The following is a 15,050-nucleotide window of genomic DNA, read 5'->3' on the forward strand; positions in this document are numbered from 1 at the left end:
TGCTGCTGCTCATGCTTTTACTCGTTCGATGTCAGCGCCAATGCCGCGCAGTTTGGCTTCCATGCAGTCGTAGCCGCGGTCCAGGTGGTAGATGCGGTCCACCACGGTTTCGCCGTCGGCCACCAGGCCCGCGATGACGAGACTGGCCGATGCGCGCAAGTCGGTGGCCATCACGGTAGCGCCGGACAGGCGGGGCACGCCTTCGATGACCGCCACCTTGCCATCGGTCTGGATCTTGGCGCCCAGGCGCAGCAGCTCGTTGACGTGCATGAAGCGGTTTTCAAAAATCGTCTCGGTCACCGTGGCCGTACCCTGGGCGATGCAGTTGAGCGCCATGAACTGGGCCTGCATGTCGGTGGGAAAGCCGGGGTACTCGGTGGTGCGAAAGCCCTGGGCCTTGAGCGTGGCGCCGCCCGCACTTTGCGCGCGGATGCCGCCGTCCACGGCCTGCACGGTGGCACCGGCCTCGCGCAGCTTTTCGATGACGGCGTCGAGATGGTCGGCGCGGCCATGGCGCAGCACCACATCACCGCCCGTGGCGGCCACGGCGCACAAGAAGGTGCCTGCTTCAATGCGGTCGGCCACCACGCGGTGGGTGCAGCCGTGCAGTTTGTCCACGCCCTGGATGCGGATGCGGCTGGTGCCGTGGCCTTCGATCTGTGCGCCCATGGCGATCAGCATCTCGGCCAGGTCTGAAATCTCGGGCTCTTGCGCGGCGTTTTCCAGCACCGTTTCGCCCTCGGCCAGCGCGGCGGCCATGAGGAAGTTCTCGGTGCCGGTCACCGTGACCATGTCGGTGGTGATGCGCGCGCCCTTCAGGCGCTTCCAGCCCGCGGGCAGCTTGGCGATCATGTAGCCGTGCTCGACCACGATGTCGGCGCCCATGGCCGCCATGCCCTTGATGTGCTGGTCCACCGGCCGCGAGCCAATGGCGCAGCCGCCGGGCAGCGACACCGTGGCTTCGCCAAAGCGCGCCAGCAGCGGGCCCAGAGCCAGCACCGAGGCGCGCATGGTCTTGACCAGTTCGTACGGCGCTTCAGGCGTGCTCAGTGTGCTGGCGCCGATGCGCACCGTGCCGTCGTCGGCCCGCTCGGCCGCCACGCCCATGTTGCGGATGAGCTTGAGCATGGTGCTCACGTCCTGCAATTGGGGCACGTTGAGCAGCGTGACCGGGTCGGCCGTGAGCAGCGCGGCGCACAACTCCGGCAGGGCGGCGTTCTTGGCGCCAGACACCTGTACCTCACCTTGCAAGGTACGGCCGCCGCGAATCAGGAGTTTGTCCATCTCAAATCACCAAATATGAATAAAAACAGGCTCCAGCGCTTATCCAGCAAGCGCTAGAAGCTATGAAATAAATAGCAACTCCATCAACCGCCGTGGGGCTGCGCCGCCCATTCGGTGGGGGTAAAGGTTTTCATCGACAGGGCGTGCACCTCGTCGGTATGCATCTTGGAGCCCAGCGTGGCGTACACGCGTTGGTGGCGCTGGATGGCGCGCTTGCCCTCGAACTCGGCCGAGACGATGGTGGCGTACCAATGGCGGCCGTCGCCTTCGAGCGTGATGTGCTCGCAGGCCAGGCCGGCGGTGATGATGTCTTTGAGTTGGTCAGCGGTCATGGTGGGGCGCTTGGAATCAGTTGCGGATTTTGTAGCCGGTGCGCAGCAAGTTCACCGCCAGTGCGCTCACGGCCAGCCAAGCCACGCTCACGATGGTGAGGCTGAGCCAGGGGGACGTGTCGCTCTGCCCGAAGAAGCCGTAGCGGAAGCCGTCGATCATGTAGAAAAACGGATTGAGGTGGCTCACGGTTTGCCAAAAGGGCGGCAGCGACTGGATGGAATAGAACACGCCCGAGAGAAACGTCATGGGCACGACCACGAAGTTCTGGAACGCGGCGAGCTGGTCGAACTTGTCGGCCCACAGTCCCGCGATCAATCCTAGCGTGGCCAGCAGCGCCGCACCCAGAAAGGCAAACGCCAGCACCCACAGCGGAGCTGCAAACCCGGGCACCGCAAACGCCAGCGTGACGAAGAAAACGCCCAGGCCCACCACCAGCCCGCGCACGATGGAAGACCCCACATAAGCCACGAACCAGGCCCAGTGCGACAGCGGGGTGAGCAGCACAAACACCAGGCTGCCCATGATCTTGCTCTGGATGATGCTCGACGAGCTGTTGGCAAACGCGTTCTGCAGCACGCTCATCATCACGAGTCCTGGCACCAGGAAGGCGGTGTAGCTGATGCGGTCGTAGACCTTGACATGGTCTTCAAGCACGTGGCCGAAGATCAGCAGGTACAGCACGGCCGTGAGCACGGGCGCCGCCACGGTCTGGAAGCTGACCTTCCAGAAGCGCAGCACCTCTTTATAGAAAAGTGTCTGCCATCCTGTCATACCTGGGCCCCCACGCTTGGCACTGGCGCGTCCTCGCTGCCCCCCGAGGGGGCCGCGCCTTGCTTGGGGCGGCCCGGCGCGGCGGCGGGCGCGCCCCTGTCGCCGGGCGTGCCGGCAGAAGCCCCGCCCGACATCACCTGCAAAAACACATCCTCCAGGTCGGGCCGGCGGATCTCCATGTCGTGCACATCCACGCCCGCCACGCGCAGCGCGGCCAGGTGGCTTTCGATCTCGGCCGCGTCGTGCGCGGGCAGCTGCACGATGCGGCCCGTGACGCGCGCTACGGTGGCGAGGGCTGGTGGCAGCGCGGCGTCGGTCTTGAACTGCAGGATGCTGCCCGACGCGGCCTGCAACAGTTCGCTGGTCCGGTTGAGCGCCACGATCTGCCCGGCCTTGAGCATGGCGATGCGGTTGCACAGCGCCTCGGCCTCTTCCAGGTAGTGGGTGGTCAGCAGTACGGTATGGCCTTCCTTGTTCAGGCGCGCCACAAAGTGCCACAGAGTCTGGCGCAGCTCCACATCCACGCCTGCGGTGGGCTCGTCAAGCACGATGATGGGCGGCTTGTGCACCAGCGCCTGCGCCACCAGCACGCGGCGCTTCATGCCGCCCGAGAGCTGGCGCATGTTGGCGCCCGCCTTGTCGGCCAGGCCCAGGTTTTCCAGCAGCTCATCGATCCAGGCGTCGTTGTTCTTGACGCCGAAGTAGCCCGACTGGATGCGCAGCGATTCGCGCACGTTGAAGAAGGGGTCGAACACCAGTTCCTGCGGCACGATGCCGAGCTTGCGGCGGGCGACGGCGTAATCGCTCTGCACGTCGCTGCCCTGCACCAGCACTCGGCCGCTGCTGGCGCGGGCCAGACCCGCGAGGATGCTGATGAGGGTGGTCTTGCCCGCGCCATTGGGCCCCAGGAGGCCGAAGAACTCGCCCTCCTCGATGTCCAGGCTGATGTTGTTCAGCGCCTGGAAAGGGCCCTTGGGTGTGGCGAAGGTCTTGGAGACGGCTTGGAAGGAGACTGCGGGCATGAAGCCCTCGATTTTAAGGCCTGGCCCCAAACCGTGCCGTTTGGCGGGCAGGCAGCAAACGGCGCGTCAGGCAGCGGCCGGTGTCAGCAAGCCGTCCACGCCGTACAGTCTCGCCATGCCGGCTATCGCGGCGGGCAGGCCTTGCACGGCAAAGGTCTTGTCCTCTGACAAGGCCTCTCGCCGGCATTCCAGCAGCACGGCGAGGGCCGAAGTGTCGAACACGGCCAGGGCATGGGCATCCACCACCAGCGCGCTTTCGCGGTGCACCTTGAGCCCCTGCATGAGCATTGCCAAGCAGGCCGTGGCCTGACGGTGAGTGAGTTCTGCCGGCAGAACGAGCAAGGCAGCGGACATGGAGTTAGCGGCAAGTTGGCGGGCGGGCTGAAGAGTCAGCCCTTGGCGCCCGCGTTGGACTTGTTGCGTGCCACAAGCGTGTCGATGAGGCCATCGATGCCCTTGGCATTGATCTCCTGCGCAAACTGGCCGCGATAGGTTTCCACCAGCCACACGCCCAGGACGTTCAGGTTGTAGATCTTCCAGCCTGCGCCTTCGCCCGGGGTCTTTTCCAGACGGTAGTCCAGTTGGATGGGTTCGCCACGGCCCACGATTTCGGTGCGCACCAGCACGTCCTTGTCGTCGGCTGCGGCCCGCAGCGGTTTAACCTGGATGGTCTGATCGTTGACCTGCGCCAGAGCGCCGGCATAGGTGCGGACCAGCAAAACCTTGAACTCCTCCTGCAGGCGCTTTTGCTGCTCAGGCGTGGCTTGGCGCCAGCCCGGGCCCACGGCAGCGGCCGTCATGCGGCGGAAGTTCACATTGGGCATCACCTTGCTGTCCACCAGCGCAATGATTTTGGCAATATCGCCCCCTTGAATGGCCTTGTCGCCTTTCACGGTGGTCAGGATTTCGGCGGAAAGGCGCTTGATGAGCGCGTCGGGCGCTTCATCGGCCGCCATCGCAGCCAGGGGCATGCCCAGCGACACCGCAGCAGCGGCACACAGGGCCATGTGCCCCAGGGTACGTCGATTCATCAGGTCCTCTACTTTCGTTCAGGTTGAAGGCTCGGTCCTTCAACATCGATTCATTGTGGTGGCCGCGGTTCCGCGCCGTGCGTCGCTGGGGTTGCGGGATGCAAGCAAGTGCAACACCAACCTGCACAGGCGTCCGGCTGCTGAACCTGGCAACGGCTCAGTCAGCGTGCCGGCGGTGGCTCGGGAGGCAGCACGCCGTCCTTGGAATCGTCCCCTTCGCTACCGCCAGCGTTAGGGACCTGCCCAGCCTGGCTGCGCACCTGCAGGAAAACGTCCCGCGTAAAGCTGTACTTGTCGAGCGCGGCGCTGTCCAGCACATTGCCTGCACGCAGCAGGTTGGCACGCACGTCCACCGCACGCAGCGCATACAGTGAATTGCGGGCGGACACAGGGTCCACATAGCTCACTAGGTTGCCTTTCGCGTCCAGCGGCAGGGCCAGTGTGTCGCGAACGGTGGAAGGCCCCAGGATGGGCAGCACCACGTAGGCACCGGTACCCACCCCCCAGCGTCCGAGCGTCAGACCGAAGTCCTGGCGGTAACGTTCAATACCCAGCTCGCTCGCGATGTCCAGCACCCCGCCCAGGCCCATGAAGGTGTTCACGTTGAACCGCATGAAGCTGGACGCAGCCGCCTCGCCGCGCAACTGCAGCACGTTGTTCACAAAGGACCACGCGTCGCTCAGGTTCGCGAAGAAGTTGCTCACGCCGGTTCGCACCGGTGCTGGGGTCACATCCTTGTAGGCAATGGCCACCGGCTTGAGCACCAGCGCATCGACCTGTTCGTTGAACTTGGTCATGCTGCGGTTGTACGACTCCAGCGGGTCGCGGGGGTCAGGATTGGCGACGGTGGCGCAGCCGGCGAGCAGTGCCAAGCCCAGCCACAGGCCGAGCCAGCCCGCCATGCGGCGGATGGCGTGTGCACCACCGTGCGGGATCTTGCCCGGCAAGGTTGCCAGGCGCGTGGTTTGTATGGTCATCATTTTTTGTCACCGGCCCCTGCGGGCTTGCTGCCGTCTTCGGCCTGTCTGTAAAGAAACTGTCCAATGAGGTTTTCCAGAACCACGGCCGACTGGGTGGCGGTGACGGTGTCACCTGCGGCCAGGTTCTTCTCGTCGGCACCGGCTTCGATGCCGATGTACTGCTCGCCCAGCAACCCGCTGGTCAGTATCTTGAGCGAGCTGTCCTTGGGAAACACGTAGCGCTCGTCCATCGACAGGGTGACCCGGGCCTGGTAGACCTTGTCGTCAAACGCGATGGATTCCACCCGGCCCACCAGCACACCCGCGCTGCGCACGGCCGCCTGGGGCTTGAGCCCGCCGATGTTGTCAAAGCGTGCGGTGATGCTGTAGCCGGATTTGAAGTTCAGACTCAGCAGGTTCGCAGACTGAAGCGCCAGAAACACCAGCGCTGCCCCGCCCAGCATCACAAACAGGCCTACCCAGAGATCGTTTTTGGAGCGTTGCATTGTGTTTTGATTCCTCTTCAGCTGCCGGCAGCGGTGCCGGCGTCAGATACTGAACATCAGCGCGGTGAGGACAAAGTCCAGCGCCAGCACCGCCAGCGACGCCATCACCACCGTGCGGGTGGTGGCGCGCGAAACGCCCTCGGGCGTGGGCTTGGCCACATAGCCCTGCAGCAACGCGACAAAGGTCACAGTGAAGCCGAAGACCACGCTCTTGAGCACGCCATTGCCCACATCCTTCCACACATCCACGCCGCCCTGCATCTGGCTCCAGAAAGCGCCCGCGTCGATGCCGATCATCAGCACGCCCACCACCCAGCCTCCGATGATGCCCACAGCACTGAACACTGCGGCCAGCAGGGGCATGGCAATCACACCGCCCCAGAAACGCGGCGCCAGGATGCGCCGCACCGGGTCGATGGCCATCATCTCCATCGCACTGAGCTGCTCGCCCGCACGCATGAGGCCGATTTCGGCCGTGAGCGACGTACCGGCACGGCCGGCAAAGAGCAGCGCGGTGACGACGGGGCCCAGTTCGCGCACGAGCGACAGCGCCACCAGCAGCCCCAGCGCCTCGGACGAGCCGTAGCGCTGCAAGGTGTAGTAGCCCTGCAGCCCCAGCACAAAACCCACAAACAGGCCGGACACGGCGATGATGGCCAGGGAATAGTTGCCCAGAAAATGCACTTGGTCACGCACCAGCCCAGGTCGCAAGAAGGTGACTCCTGCAAGCCGCACCAGTTGGGCAAACAGGCGCGCGCTCATACCGATGTCAGCCAATTTGCTGCGCACAGCCCAGCCCACATCCGACGGGTTGTACCAGCTCATCGTGTACGCCCCTCGATGGGGCCAAAGTCCTCGGCCACGCCCGGCCCGGGGTGGTGAAAAGGCACCGGCCCGGTGGGCAGCGCGTGCACGAACTGGTGCACCAGCGGGTCGGCGCAGGCGCGAACCTCGTCCGGGGTGCCCTGGGCCGCAACCACCCCTTCGCCCAGGATGATCACGTGGTCGGCCAGGCGGAAGGTGTCTTCCAGGTCGTGCGACACGATGATGCTGGTCAGCCCCATGGCGTCATTGAGCTGGCGGATGAGCTGCGCCGCCGTGCCCAGCGAGATCGGGTCCAGTCCCGCGAAGGGCTCGTCGTACATCACGAGCTCGGGATCCAGCGCGATCGCCCGCGCCAGCGCCACGCGCCGCGCCATGCCGCCGGAAATCTGGCTGGGCATCAGGTCGCGCGCGCCGCGCAAACCCACGGCGTGCAGCTTCATCAGGACCACGTCGCGGATCAGCGCTTCCGACAGGTCGGTGTGCTCGCGCAGGGGGAAGGCCACGTTCTCGAACACGCTCAAATCGGTGAACAGCGCACCAAACTGGAACAGCATGCCCATGCGCCGTCTGGCGGCATAAAGCCCCGCAGTGTCGAGCTGCCCTACATCGCGTCCATCAAACAGCACCTCGCCCTTCTGGGCACGCTGCTGGCCACCGATCAGCCGGAGCACGGTGGTCTTGCCCCCGCCAGAGGCCCCCATCAGCGCCGTCACCTTGCCGCGTGGCACCGCCAGCGTCACATCGCGCAGGATCACCCGGTCTCCGTAGGAGAAGGTGACATTGCGCAGTTCTGCAAGATATGGAGAGTCGGTCATTCAGACGGAAAGGTGGGAGGGGCGGCCAAGGGGGTGGACGGGCACGCCACTGCCCGCTTGGCGCCTCCCGCAAACAACAGCGATAGTAGCCGAACCCACAAACATACATGCATGTATGTTTGCAGTTTGATGCAAATAGGAGCCGGCGATGGGACGGGAAGCCCAAGATGTGCATCCGGTCGCAGCCGCGGCACCAACTACCACGGGAGGGTGCATGGATTGTGCCAACAAAGCACACATACCACCGAGCCTTGGTCGAATCTCGCGCCGAACCATGCGATTTCCAACTGAAGACAAAACGGCGCCCGCAGGCGCCGTTGCACTCATCTGCAAAAATCGCGCCCTAGCGTGGCAGGTCCGAATAGCCCATGAGGAACTCGTCCACCGCCCGCGCCGCCTGGCGCCCCTCGCGGATGGCCCACACCACCAGCGATTGGCCCCGGCGGATGTCGCCGGCGGCAAACACCTTGGGCACATTGGTGGCGTAGCCGCCATCAAAGTCCGTGGTGGCGCGAGCGTTGCCACGGGCATCCTTGTCCACGCCGAATGCTTCGAGCACGGCCGCCACGGGGCTGACAAAGCCCATGGCCAGCAGCACGAGATCGGCCTTGAGCACCTGCTCGGACCCTGCGACCTCGACCATCTTGCCGTCCTTCCATTCGACGCGCACGGTCTTGAGGCCGGTGACCTTGCCTTTTTCGCCGATGAATTCTTTGGTGGAGATGGCGAACTCGCGTTCGCAGCCCTCTTCGTGGCTGGAACTGGTGCGCAGCTTGATCGGCCAGTAGGGCCAGGTCAGCGGGCGGTTCTCCTGCTCAGGCGGCTGGGGCATCAGCTCGAACTGGGTGACGCTCGCGGCGCCGTGGCGGTTGCTGGTGCCCACGCAGTCGCTGCCGGTATCACCGCCGCCGATCACGATGACGTGCTTGCCGTCCGCGCGCGGCTGGCCCTTGAGCTTGTCGCCGGCATTGACCTTGTTCTGCTGAGGCAGGAACTCCATGGCGAAGTGGATGCCGTCAAGGTCGCGGCCGGGCACGGGCAGGTCGCGCGATTGCTCGGCGCCGCCGGTGAGCAGCACGGCATCGAATTCCTTGTTCAGTTGTTCGGGCGTGATGGTTTCCTTGGCCCAGTTGGTCACCTTGGAGCCCTTGCCCAGGCCGTCCTTTGCGGCCCCTACCAACACGCCGGTGCGAATGACGACGCCTTCGGCTTCCATTTGCTTCACGCGGCGATCGATGAGCGACTTCTCCAACTTGAAGTCGGGAATGCCGTAGCGCAGGAGGCCGCCGACACGGTCGTTCTTCTCAAACAGCGTGACACTGTGGCCGGCGCGGGCCAGTTGCTGCGCGGCCGCCATGCCGGCGGGGCCGGAGCCCACTACGGCGACCTTCTTGCCGGTCTGGTGCTTGGCCGGACGCGGCTTGACCCAGCCTTCTTCCCAAGCGCGGTCGATGATCGCATGCTCGATGGACTTGATGCCCACGGCGTCGTCGTTCACATTGAGCACGCAGGCGGCCTCGCAAGGCGCGGGGCAGATGCGGCCGGTGAACTCGGGGAAGTTGTTGGTGCTGTGCAGCACCTCGATCGCGCTCTTCCAGTCCTGGTGGTACACCAGGTCGTTGAAGTCCGGAATGATGTTGTTGACGGGGCAGCCGTTGTTGCAAAACGGCGTACCGCAGTCCATGCAGCGCGCGCCCTGGATCTTGGCCTGCGCGTCATCGAGGCCGATGACGAATTCCTTATAGTGCTTCAGGCGCTCGCCGACGGGCTTGTAGCCCTCTTCGATGCGCTCGTATTCCATGAAGCCGGTGGTCTTTCCCATGACGGTGTCCTTGAATCTTTATCTATGAACGTGTTGTGCGTTGCTGCGGCAAGCCTTACTTGGCAGGAACCGCTATCTTTTCAGGAGCTGCTACCGCTGGTGTAGCGGGCTCTTCAAGCACTTTCCGTTCATAAATTTCTGCGAGGGCGCGTTTGTACTCGGTCGGGAAGACCTTGACGAACTTGCCGCGCGATGCGGCCCAGTTGTCCAACAGCTCGCGGGCGCGCTTGCTGCCGGTCCAGCGGTTGTGGTCCTCCAGCAGCTTCTTGAGCTGGGCCTCGTCGGTCAGGCCGCCGTGCCAGATCGAGCGCGGCACCGTGGCCTCCTGCTCGGTCGCGGGCAGGATGCGCTCCAGCGTGACCATGGACATGTTGCAGCGCGTGTCGAACTGGCCGTCTTCGTCGTACACATAGGCCACGCCACCGCTCATGCCCGCCGCGAAGTTGCGGCCCGTCTTGCCCAGCACCACAACCGTGCCACCGGTCATGTACTCGCAACCGTGGTCGCCCGTGCCCTCCACCACTGCGGTGGCGCCCGACAGACGCACGGCGAAACGCTCACCCGCGACGCCGCTGAAGAAGGCTTCGCCCGTGGTGGCGCCGTACATCACGGTGTTGCCAACGATGGTGTTGCGCACCGCATCGCCGCGGAAGTCGATGCTGGGGCGCACGACCACGCGGCCGCCCGACAGACCCTTGCCGGTGTAGTCGTTGGCATCGCCGATCAGGTACAGCGTGATGCCGCGCGTCAGGAACGCGCCAAACGACTGCCCGCCCGTGCCTTCCAGCTGGATGCGGATGGTGTCGTCAGGCAGGCCTTCGGGGTGCACGCGCGTCACGGCGCCCGAGAGCATGGCGCCCACAGAGCGGTTCACGTTGCGCGCAACCTCAATGAACTGCACGCGCTCGCCCTTTTCAATGGCGGGCTTGCTGCGCTCGATGAGTTTGCGGTCCAGCGTGTTCGTGATGTTGTGGTCCTGCACATCCACGTGGTAGCGGGGCACATCGGCCGGCACATTGGGCTGGGCAAACAGGCGACTGAAGTCCAGGCCCTTGGCCTTCCAGTGCTCGACGCCGGCACGCACGTCCAGCAGGTCGGAGCGGCCAATCATGTCGTCAAACTTGCGGATGCCCAGCTGCGCCATGATCTGGCGCACTTCTTCGGCGATGAAGAAGAAGTAGTTCACCACATGCTCGGGCTTGCCCGAGAACTTCTTGCGCAGCTCGGGGTCTTGCGTGGCCACGCCCACCGGACAGGTGTTCAGGTGGCACTTGCGCATCATGATGCAGCCCTCGACCACCAGCGGTGCCGTGGCAAAGCCGAACTCGTCCGCACCGAGCAGCGCGCCGATGGCGACGTCGCGGCCGGTCTTCATCTGGCCGTCGGCCTGCACACGCACGCGGCCGCGCAGGCGGTTGAGCACCAGGGTCTGCTGCGTTTCGGCCAGGCCGATTTCCCACGGACCGCCCGCATGCTTGATGGACGACCAGGGCGACGCGCCCGTGCCGCCGTCGTGACCGGCGATCACGAGGTGGTCGCTCTTGCACTTGGTGACGCCCGCGGCGATGGTGCCGACGCCCACTTCCGACACCAGCTTGGTGCTGATGCTGGCGTGCGGAGCCACGTTCTTCAGGTCGTGGATCAGTTGGGCCAGGTCTTCGATGGAGTAGATGTCGTGGTGCGGCGGGGGCGAGATCAGCCCCACGCCGGGCACGCTGTGGCGCAGCTTGCCGATGTAGTTGGAGACCTTGCCACCGGGCAGCTGGCCGCCTTCGCCGGGCTTGGCGCCCTGGGCCATCTTGATCTGGATCTGGTCGGCCGACGAAAGGTATTCGGCCGTCACACCAAACCGGCCCGACGCCACCTGCTTGATGCGGCTGCGCAGCGAGTCGCCATCCTGCAAGGGCAGATCCACCTCGACGTTCTCGGCGCCGATCACGCTCTTGAGCGTGTCGCCCTGCTTGATCGGGATGCCCTTGAGTTCCTGGCGGTAGCGGCGCTGGTCTTCACCACCTTCGCCGGTGTTGCTCTTGCCGCCGATGCGGTTCATGGCCACGGCGAGCGTCGCATGCGCTTCGGTGGAGATGGAACCGAGCGACATGGCGCCGGTGGCAAAGCGCTTGACGATTTCCTTGGCAGGTTCCACCTCGTCGATGGAAATCGCCTTGGCCGGGTCGATCTTGAATTCAAACAGACCGCGCAGCGTGAGGTGACGCTTGCTCTGATCGTTGATGATCTGGGCGTATTCCTTGTACGTGTTCCAGTTGTTGGCGCGCGTGCTGTGCTGCAGCTTGGCGATGGCGTCGGGCGTCCACATGTGGTCTTCGCCGCGGGTGCGCCAGGCGTATTCGCCGCCGGCGTCAAGCATTGTTTCGAGCACGGGGTCGTCACTGAAGGCGGCCTTGTGCATGCGGATGGCTTCTTCGGCGATCTCGAACACGCCGATGCCTTCCACCCGGCTGGCGGTGCCGGTGAAGTACTTGCTCACGGTCTCGGTGTTCAAGCCGATGGCCTCGAACAACTGGGCGCCACAGTAGCTCATGTACGTGCTCACGCCCATCTTGGACATGATCTTGGACAGGCCTTTGCCGATGGCCTTCACGTAGTTGTAGATGGCCTTGTCCACCGACAGGTCGCCGCCCAGGTCCTTGTGCATGTCGGCCAGGGTTTCCATGGCCAGATAGGGGTGCACGGCCTCGGCGCCGTAGCCGCCCAGCACGGCGAAGTGGTGCACTTCGCGTGCGGTACCCGTCTCCACCACCAAGCCGGCGGTGGTGCGCAGACCTTCACGCACCAGGTGCTGGTGGATGGCCGACAAGGCCAGCAACGCAGGGATGGCCACCTGCGTGGCGCTCACCGCGCGGTCGCTGATGATCAGGATGTTGGCGCCGCCCTTGATGGCGTCCACGGCCTGCGCGCACAGCGACGCCAGCTTGGCTTCGACGCCTTCGCGGCCCCAGCTCAGCGGGTAGGTGATGTCGATGGTCGCGCTCTTGAACTTGCCCTGCGTGTACTTCTCGATGTGGCGCAGCTTGGCCATGTCGGCGAAGTCCAGCACGGGCTGGCTCACTTCCAGGCGCATCGGCGGGTTGACCTGGTTGATGTCCAGCAGGTTGGGCTTGGGGCCGATGAAGGACACCAGCGACATCACGATGGCTTCGCGGATCGGGTCGATGGGCGGGTTCGTCACCTGCGCGAACAACTGCTTGAAGTAGTTGTACAGCGGCTTGTTCTTGCCCGACAGCACGGCCAGCGGGCTGTCGTTCCCCATGGAGCCGATGCCCTCTTCACCGTTCTTGGCCATGGGCGCCATCAGGAACTTGATGTCTTCCTGGGTGTAGCCGAAGGCCTGCTGGCGGTCCAGCAGCGGCAGGGGCGCGGCTTCGGGCGTGGAGGCGGTGTGGGTGCCCACGCTGTCTAGTTTGATGCGCAGGTTCTCGATCCACTGCTTGTAGGGCTTGGTGTTGACGATGTTGGCCTTGAGCTCGTCGTCGTCGATCATGCGGCCCTGTTCCAGGTCGATCAGGAACATCTTGCCGGGCTGCAGGCGCCACTTGCGCACGATCTTGTTCTCGGGGATGGGCAGCACGCCGGATTCCGAGCCCATGATGACCAGGTCGTCATCGGTGATGCAGTAGCGCGAGGGGCGCAGGCCGTTGCGGTCCAGCGTGGCGCCGATCTGGCGGCCATCGGTGAACACGATGGAGGCCGGGCCATCCCAAGGCTCCAGCATGGCGGCGTGGTATTCATAGAAGGCGCGGCGGCGCTCATCCATGGTCGTGTGCTGCTCCCAGGGCTCGGGGATCATCATCATCACGGCCTGGCTGATGGGGTAGCCAGCCATGGTCAGCAGCTCGAGGCAGTTGTCGAACGTAGCTGTGTCGGATTGGTCGGCAAAGCTGATGGGGTAGAGCTTTTGCAGATCGGCCGCCAGCACGGGCGAGGCCATCACGCCTTCGCGGGCCTTCATCCAGTTGTAGTTACCCTTGACGGTGTTGATTTCACCGTTGTGCGCCACATAGCGGTAGGGGTGGGCCAATGGCCACTCGGGGAAGGTGTTGGTGGAGAAGCGCTGGTGCACCAGGCCGATGGCCGAGACGCAGCGCTCGTCGGACAGGTCCTTGTAGTACACGCCCACTTGGTCGGCCAGCAGCAGGCCCTTGTAGACCACCGTGCGGCTGGACATGGACGGAACGTAGTATTCCTTGCTGTGCTTGAGCTTGAGCGCCTGGATGTTGGCGCTGGCCGTCTTGCGGATCACGTACAGCTTTCGCTCCAGCGCGTCCTGCACGATCACGTCGTTGCCACGGCCGATGAATACCTGACGCAGGATGGGCTCCTTCTTGCGCACGGTGGGCGACATAGGCATGTCACGGTTGACCGGCACATCGCGCCAGCCCAGCAGCACTTGGCCTTCAGCCTTGATGGCGCGCTCCATCTCCTGCTCACAGGCCAGGCGCGAGGCGTGCTCTTTGGGCAGGAAGATCATGCCCACGCCGTATTCCCCAGCGGCGGGCAGCGTGATGCCCTGCTTGGCCATCTCCTCACGGTAAAGAGCGTCGGGGATCTGGATCAGGATGCCCGCGCCATCGCCCATCAGCGGGTCGGCACCCACAGCGCCACGATGGTCGATGTTTTCCAGGATCTTGAGGGCCTGCGTCACGATATCGTGGCGCTTCACACCCTTGATGTGGGCAACGAAGCCAAGCCCGCAGGCGTCGTGTTCGTTACCCGATGAATACAAACCGTGTTGTTGCAGATGCTGGATCTCGGCGGCCGTTGTGGTCATGGCGCACTCCTCATGTTTTCGCAGGGAGTGCAAGATTAGTGCATTGCAACATGCACTGCAAGCATATTAATTAGGGTCAGAACCCTTTAAATACGTCGTTAGATATTGCAAGTTATAAATTAGGGTCAAGTCAAATTTGATAGCTAACAGCCATTTTGCAATAAGCGCTAGCGTGCACTTTTATTCAACCTTTCAGGCAAACGAGGGCGCCCAACTTGCCCGCGGGACACCCGCCGGGACGTGTTGCGTTGCAGCTCATCCACAAACCTTTCACCCCCCAGCGCCCATCCGCCCAACACAGCATCCGTCAGGGCGCTCTGCTCTTTTGAGCCTATTCCGGCCTCTACGAGGGCAGCGTACGCGGCCTCACGCGCGAAGGGCGTGTTGCCCAAGGCCCAGTAGAGCGCATGGGGCGTCAACATCCGCTCAGTTCTCAAACCCAGCCAGTGAGCATGGCTGGACCAAGGGTAGTCGGCTGCGCGGTCCACTAGGCGCGCCTGCACCGGACTCAGGTCCAGGTAGACCATGCCGGGTAGCAGGTAGCGCTCCGCCTCCAGCACCGTGCAGCGGTACCTGCCCTCCCACAGCGTGCCCGACCGGTTGTGCCGGCGGTTGAACGCCTGTACATAGCGACGCCCCACCGCCTGCATCATCTGCGGCAGTCCGTCCGCAGTGGCTGGGGTGGCAAGAAGATGAAAGTGGTTGCCCATGAGCACATAGGCGTGAACAGCCACTGCGTACCTTTGAGCGTTTTCGGCCAATAGCGTGAGCATCAAGGCATAGTCTTCATGGTCGGCAAAGACCAGCTGTTGGTTATTGCCGCGCTGAAGGATATGGTGCAGATGGTCCGGAAGAGTCAGGCGTGGCAAGCGGGCCATGGCATTCTTTCCATT

Annotated in this window: 13 protein-coding genes; all 13 read right to left on the bottom strand. The window is 64.1% G+C overall.

Going from position 1 to position 15,050, the window contains the following annotated elements:
• Nucleotides 1–9: 9 nt before the first annotated feature.
• Nucleotides 10–1,284: a UDP-N-acetylglucosamine 1-carboxyvinyltransferase gene (gene murA, locus ACK4HJ_RS12720; protein WP_409831947.1), complete on the bottom strand. Its 1,275-nt coding sequence runs from the start codon at nucleotides 1,282–1,284 to the stop codon at nucleotides 10–12.
• An 83-nt stretch (nucleotides 1,285–1,367) separates the two neighbouring features.
• Complete coding sequence (locus ACK4HJ_RS12725) at nucleotides 1,368–1,616, bottom strand: BolA family protein (RefSeq protein WP_409831950.1); 249 nt, start codon at nucleotides 1,614–1,616, stop codon at nucleotides 1,368–1,370.
• Nucleotides 1,617–1,632: 16 nt separating this feature from the next.
• Nucleotides 1,633–2,388: an ABC transporter permease gene (locus tag ACK4HJ_RS12730; RefSeq protein WP_409831953.1), complete on the bottom strand. Its 756-nt coding sequence runs from the start codon at nucleotides 2,386–2,388 to the stop codon at nucleotides 1,633–1,635.
• Entirely contained in the window at nucleotides 2,385–3,410 is a 1,026-nt protein-coding gene (locus ACK4HJ_RS12735; protein ID WP_409831955.1) for an ABC transporter ATP-binding protein, read from the bottom strand. Before ACK4HJ_RS12735 ends, ACK4HJ_RS12730 begins: the two co-directional genes overlap by 4 nt.
• Before the next feature lie 66 nt (nucleotides 3,411–3,476).
• A complete protein-coding gene (locus tag ACK4HJ_RS12740; protein WP_409832176.1) occupies nucleotides 3,477–3,752 on the bottom strand; it encodes an STAS domain-containing protein in 276 nt (91 codons plus the stop codon).
• Between the two features lie 47 nt (nucleotides 3,753–3,799).
• Nucleotides 3,800–4,441: a phospholipid-binding protein MlaC gene (locus ACK4HJ_RS12745; protein ID WP_409831958.1), complete on the bottom strand. Its 642-nt coding sequence runs from the start codon at nucleotides 4,439–4,441 to the stop codon at nucleotides 3,800–3,802.
• A gap of 161 nt (nucleotides 4,442–4,602) precedes the next feature.
• Nucleotides 4,603–5,343, bottom strand: coding sequence for a VacJ family lipoprotein (locus tag ACK4HJ_RS12750; RefSeq protein ID WP_409832179.1), 741 nt, complete (start codon nucleotides 5,341–5,343; stop codon nucleotides 4,603–4,605).
• Between the two features lie 74 nt (nucleotides 5,344–5,417).
• On the bottom strand, nucleotides 5,418–5,906 hold the full coding sequence (gene mlaD, locus ACK4HJ_RS12755; protein ID WP_409831961.1) for an outer membrane lipid asymmetry maintenance protein MlaD: 489 nt from the start codon (nucleotides 5,904–5,906) through the stop codon (nucleotides 5,418–5,420).
• Between the two features lie 42 nt (nucleotides 5,907–5,948).
• On the bottom strand, nucleotides 5,949–6,731 hold the full coding sequence (gene mlaE, locus ACK4HJ_RS12760; RefSeq protein ID WP_409831964.1) for a lipid asymmetry maintenance ABC transporter permease subunit MlaE: 783 nt from the start codon (nucleotides 6,729–6,731) through the stop codon (nucleotides 5,949–5,951).
• On the bottom strand, nucleotides 6,728–7,546 hold the full coding sequence (locus ACK4HJ_RS12765; protein ID WP_409831967.1) for an ABC transporter ATP-binding protein: 819 nt from the start codon (nucleotides 7,544–7,546) through the stop codon (nucleotides 6,728–6,730). Before ACK4HJ_RS12765 ends, mlaE begins: the two co-directional genes overlap by 4 nt.
• Nucleotides 7,547–7,889: 343 nt before the next feature.
• Nucleotides 7,890–9,368 (bottom strand): glutamate synthase subunit beta, encoded by a 1,479-nt coding sequence (locus ACK4HJ_RS12770; RefSeq protein WP_409831970.1) that lies wholly within the window; start codon nucleotides 9,366–9,368, stop codon nucleotides 7,890–7,892.
• A 55-nt stretch (nucleotides 9,369–9,423) separates the two neighbouring features.
• Nucleotides 9,424–14,157, bottom strand: coding sequence for a glutamate synthase-related protein (locus ACK4HJ_RS12775; RefSeq protein ID WP_409831972.1), 4,734 nt, complete (start codon nucleotides 14,155–14,157; stop codon nucleotides 9,424–9,426).
• Nucleotides 14,158–14,324: 167 nt separating this feature from the next.
• Nucleotides 14,325–15,035, bottom strand: a complete 711-nt coding sequence (locus tag ACK4HJ_RS12780) for a transposase (protein ID WP_409831975.1) — start codon at nucleotides 15,033–15,035, stop codon at nucleotides 14,325–14,327.
• Nucleotides 15,036–15,050: the final 15 nt, after the last annotated feature.

It is taken from the genome of Acidovorax sp. (genome assembly GCF_046294525.1).
Classification (GTDB): Bacteria; Pseudomonadota; Gammaproteobacteria; order Burkholderiales; family Burkholderiaceae_C; genus Acidovorax.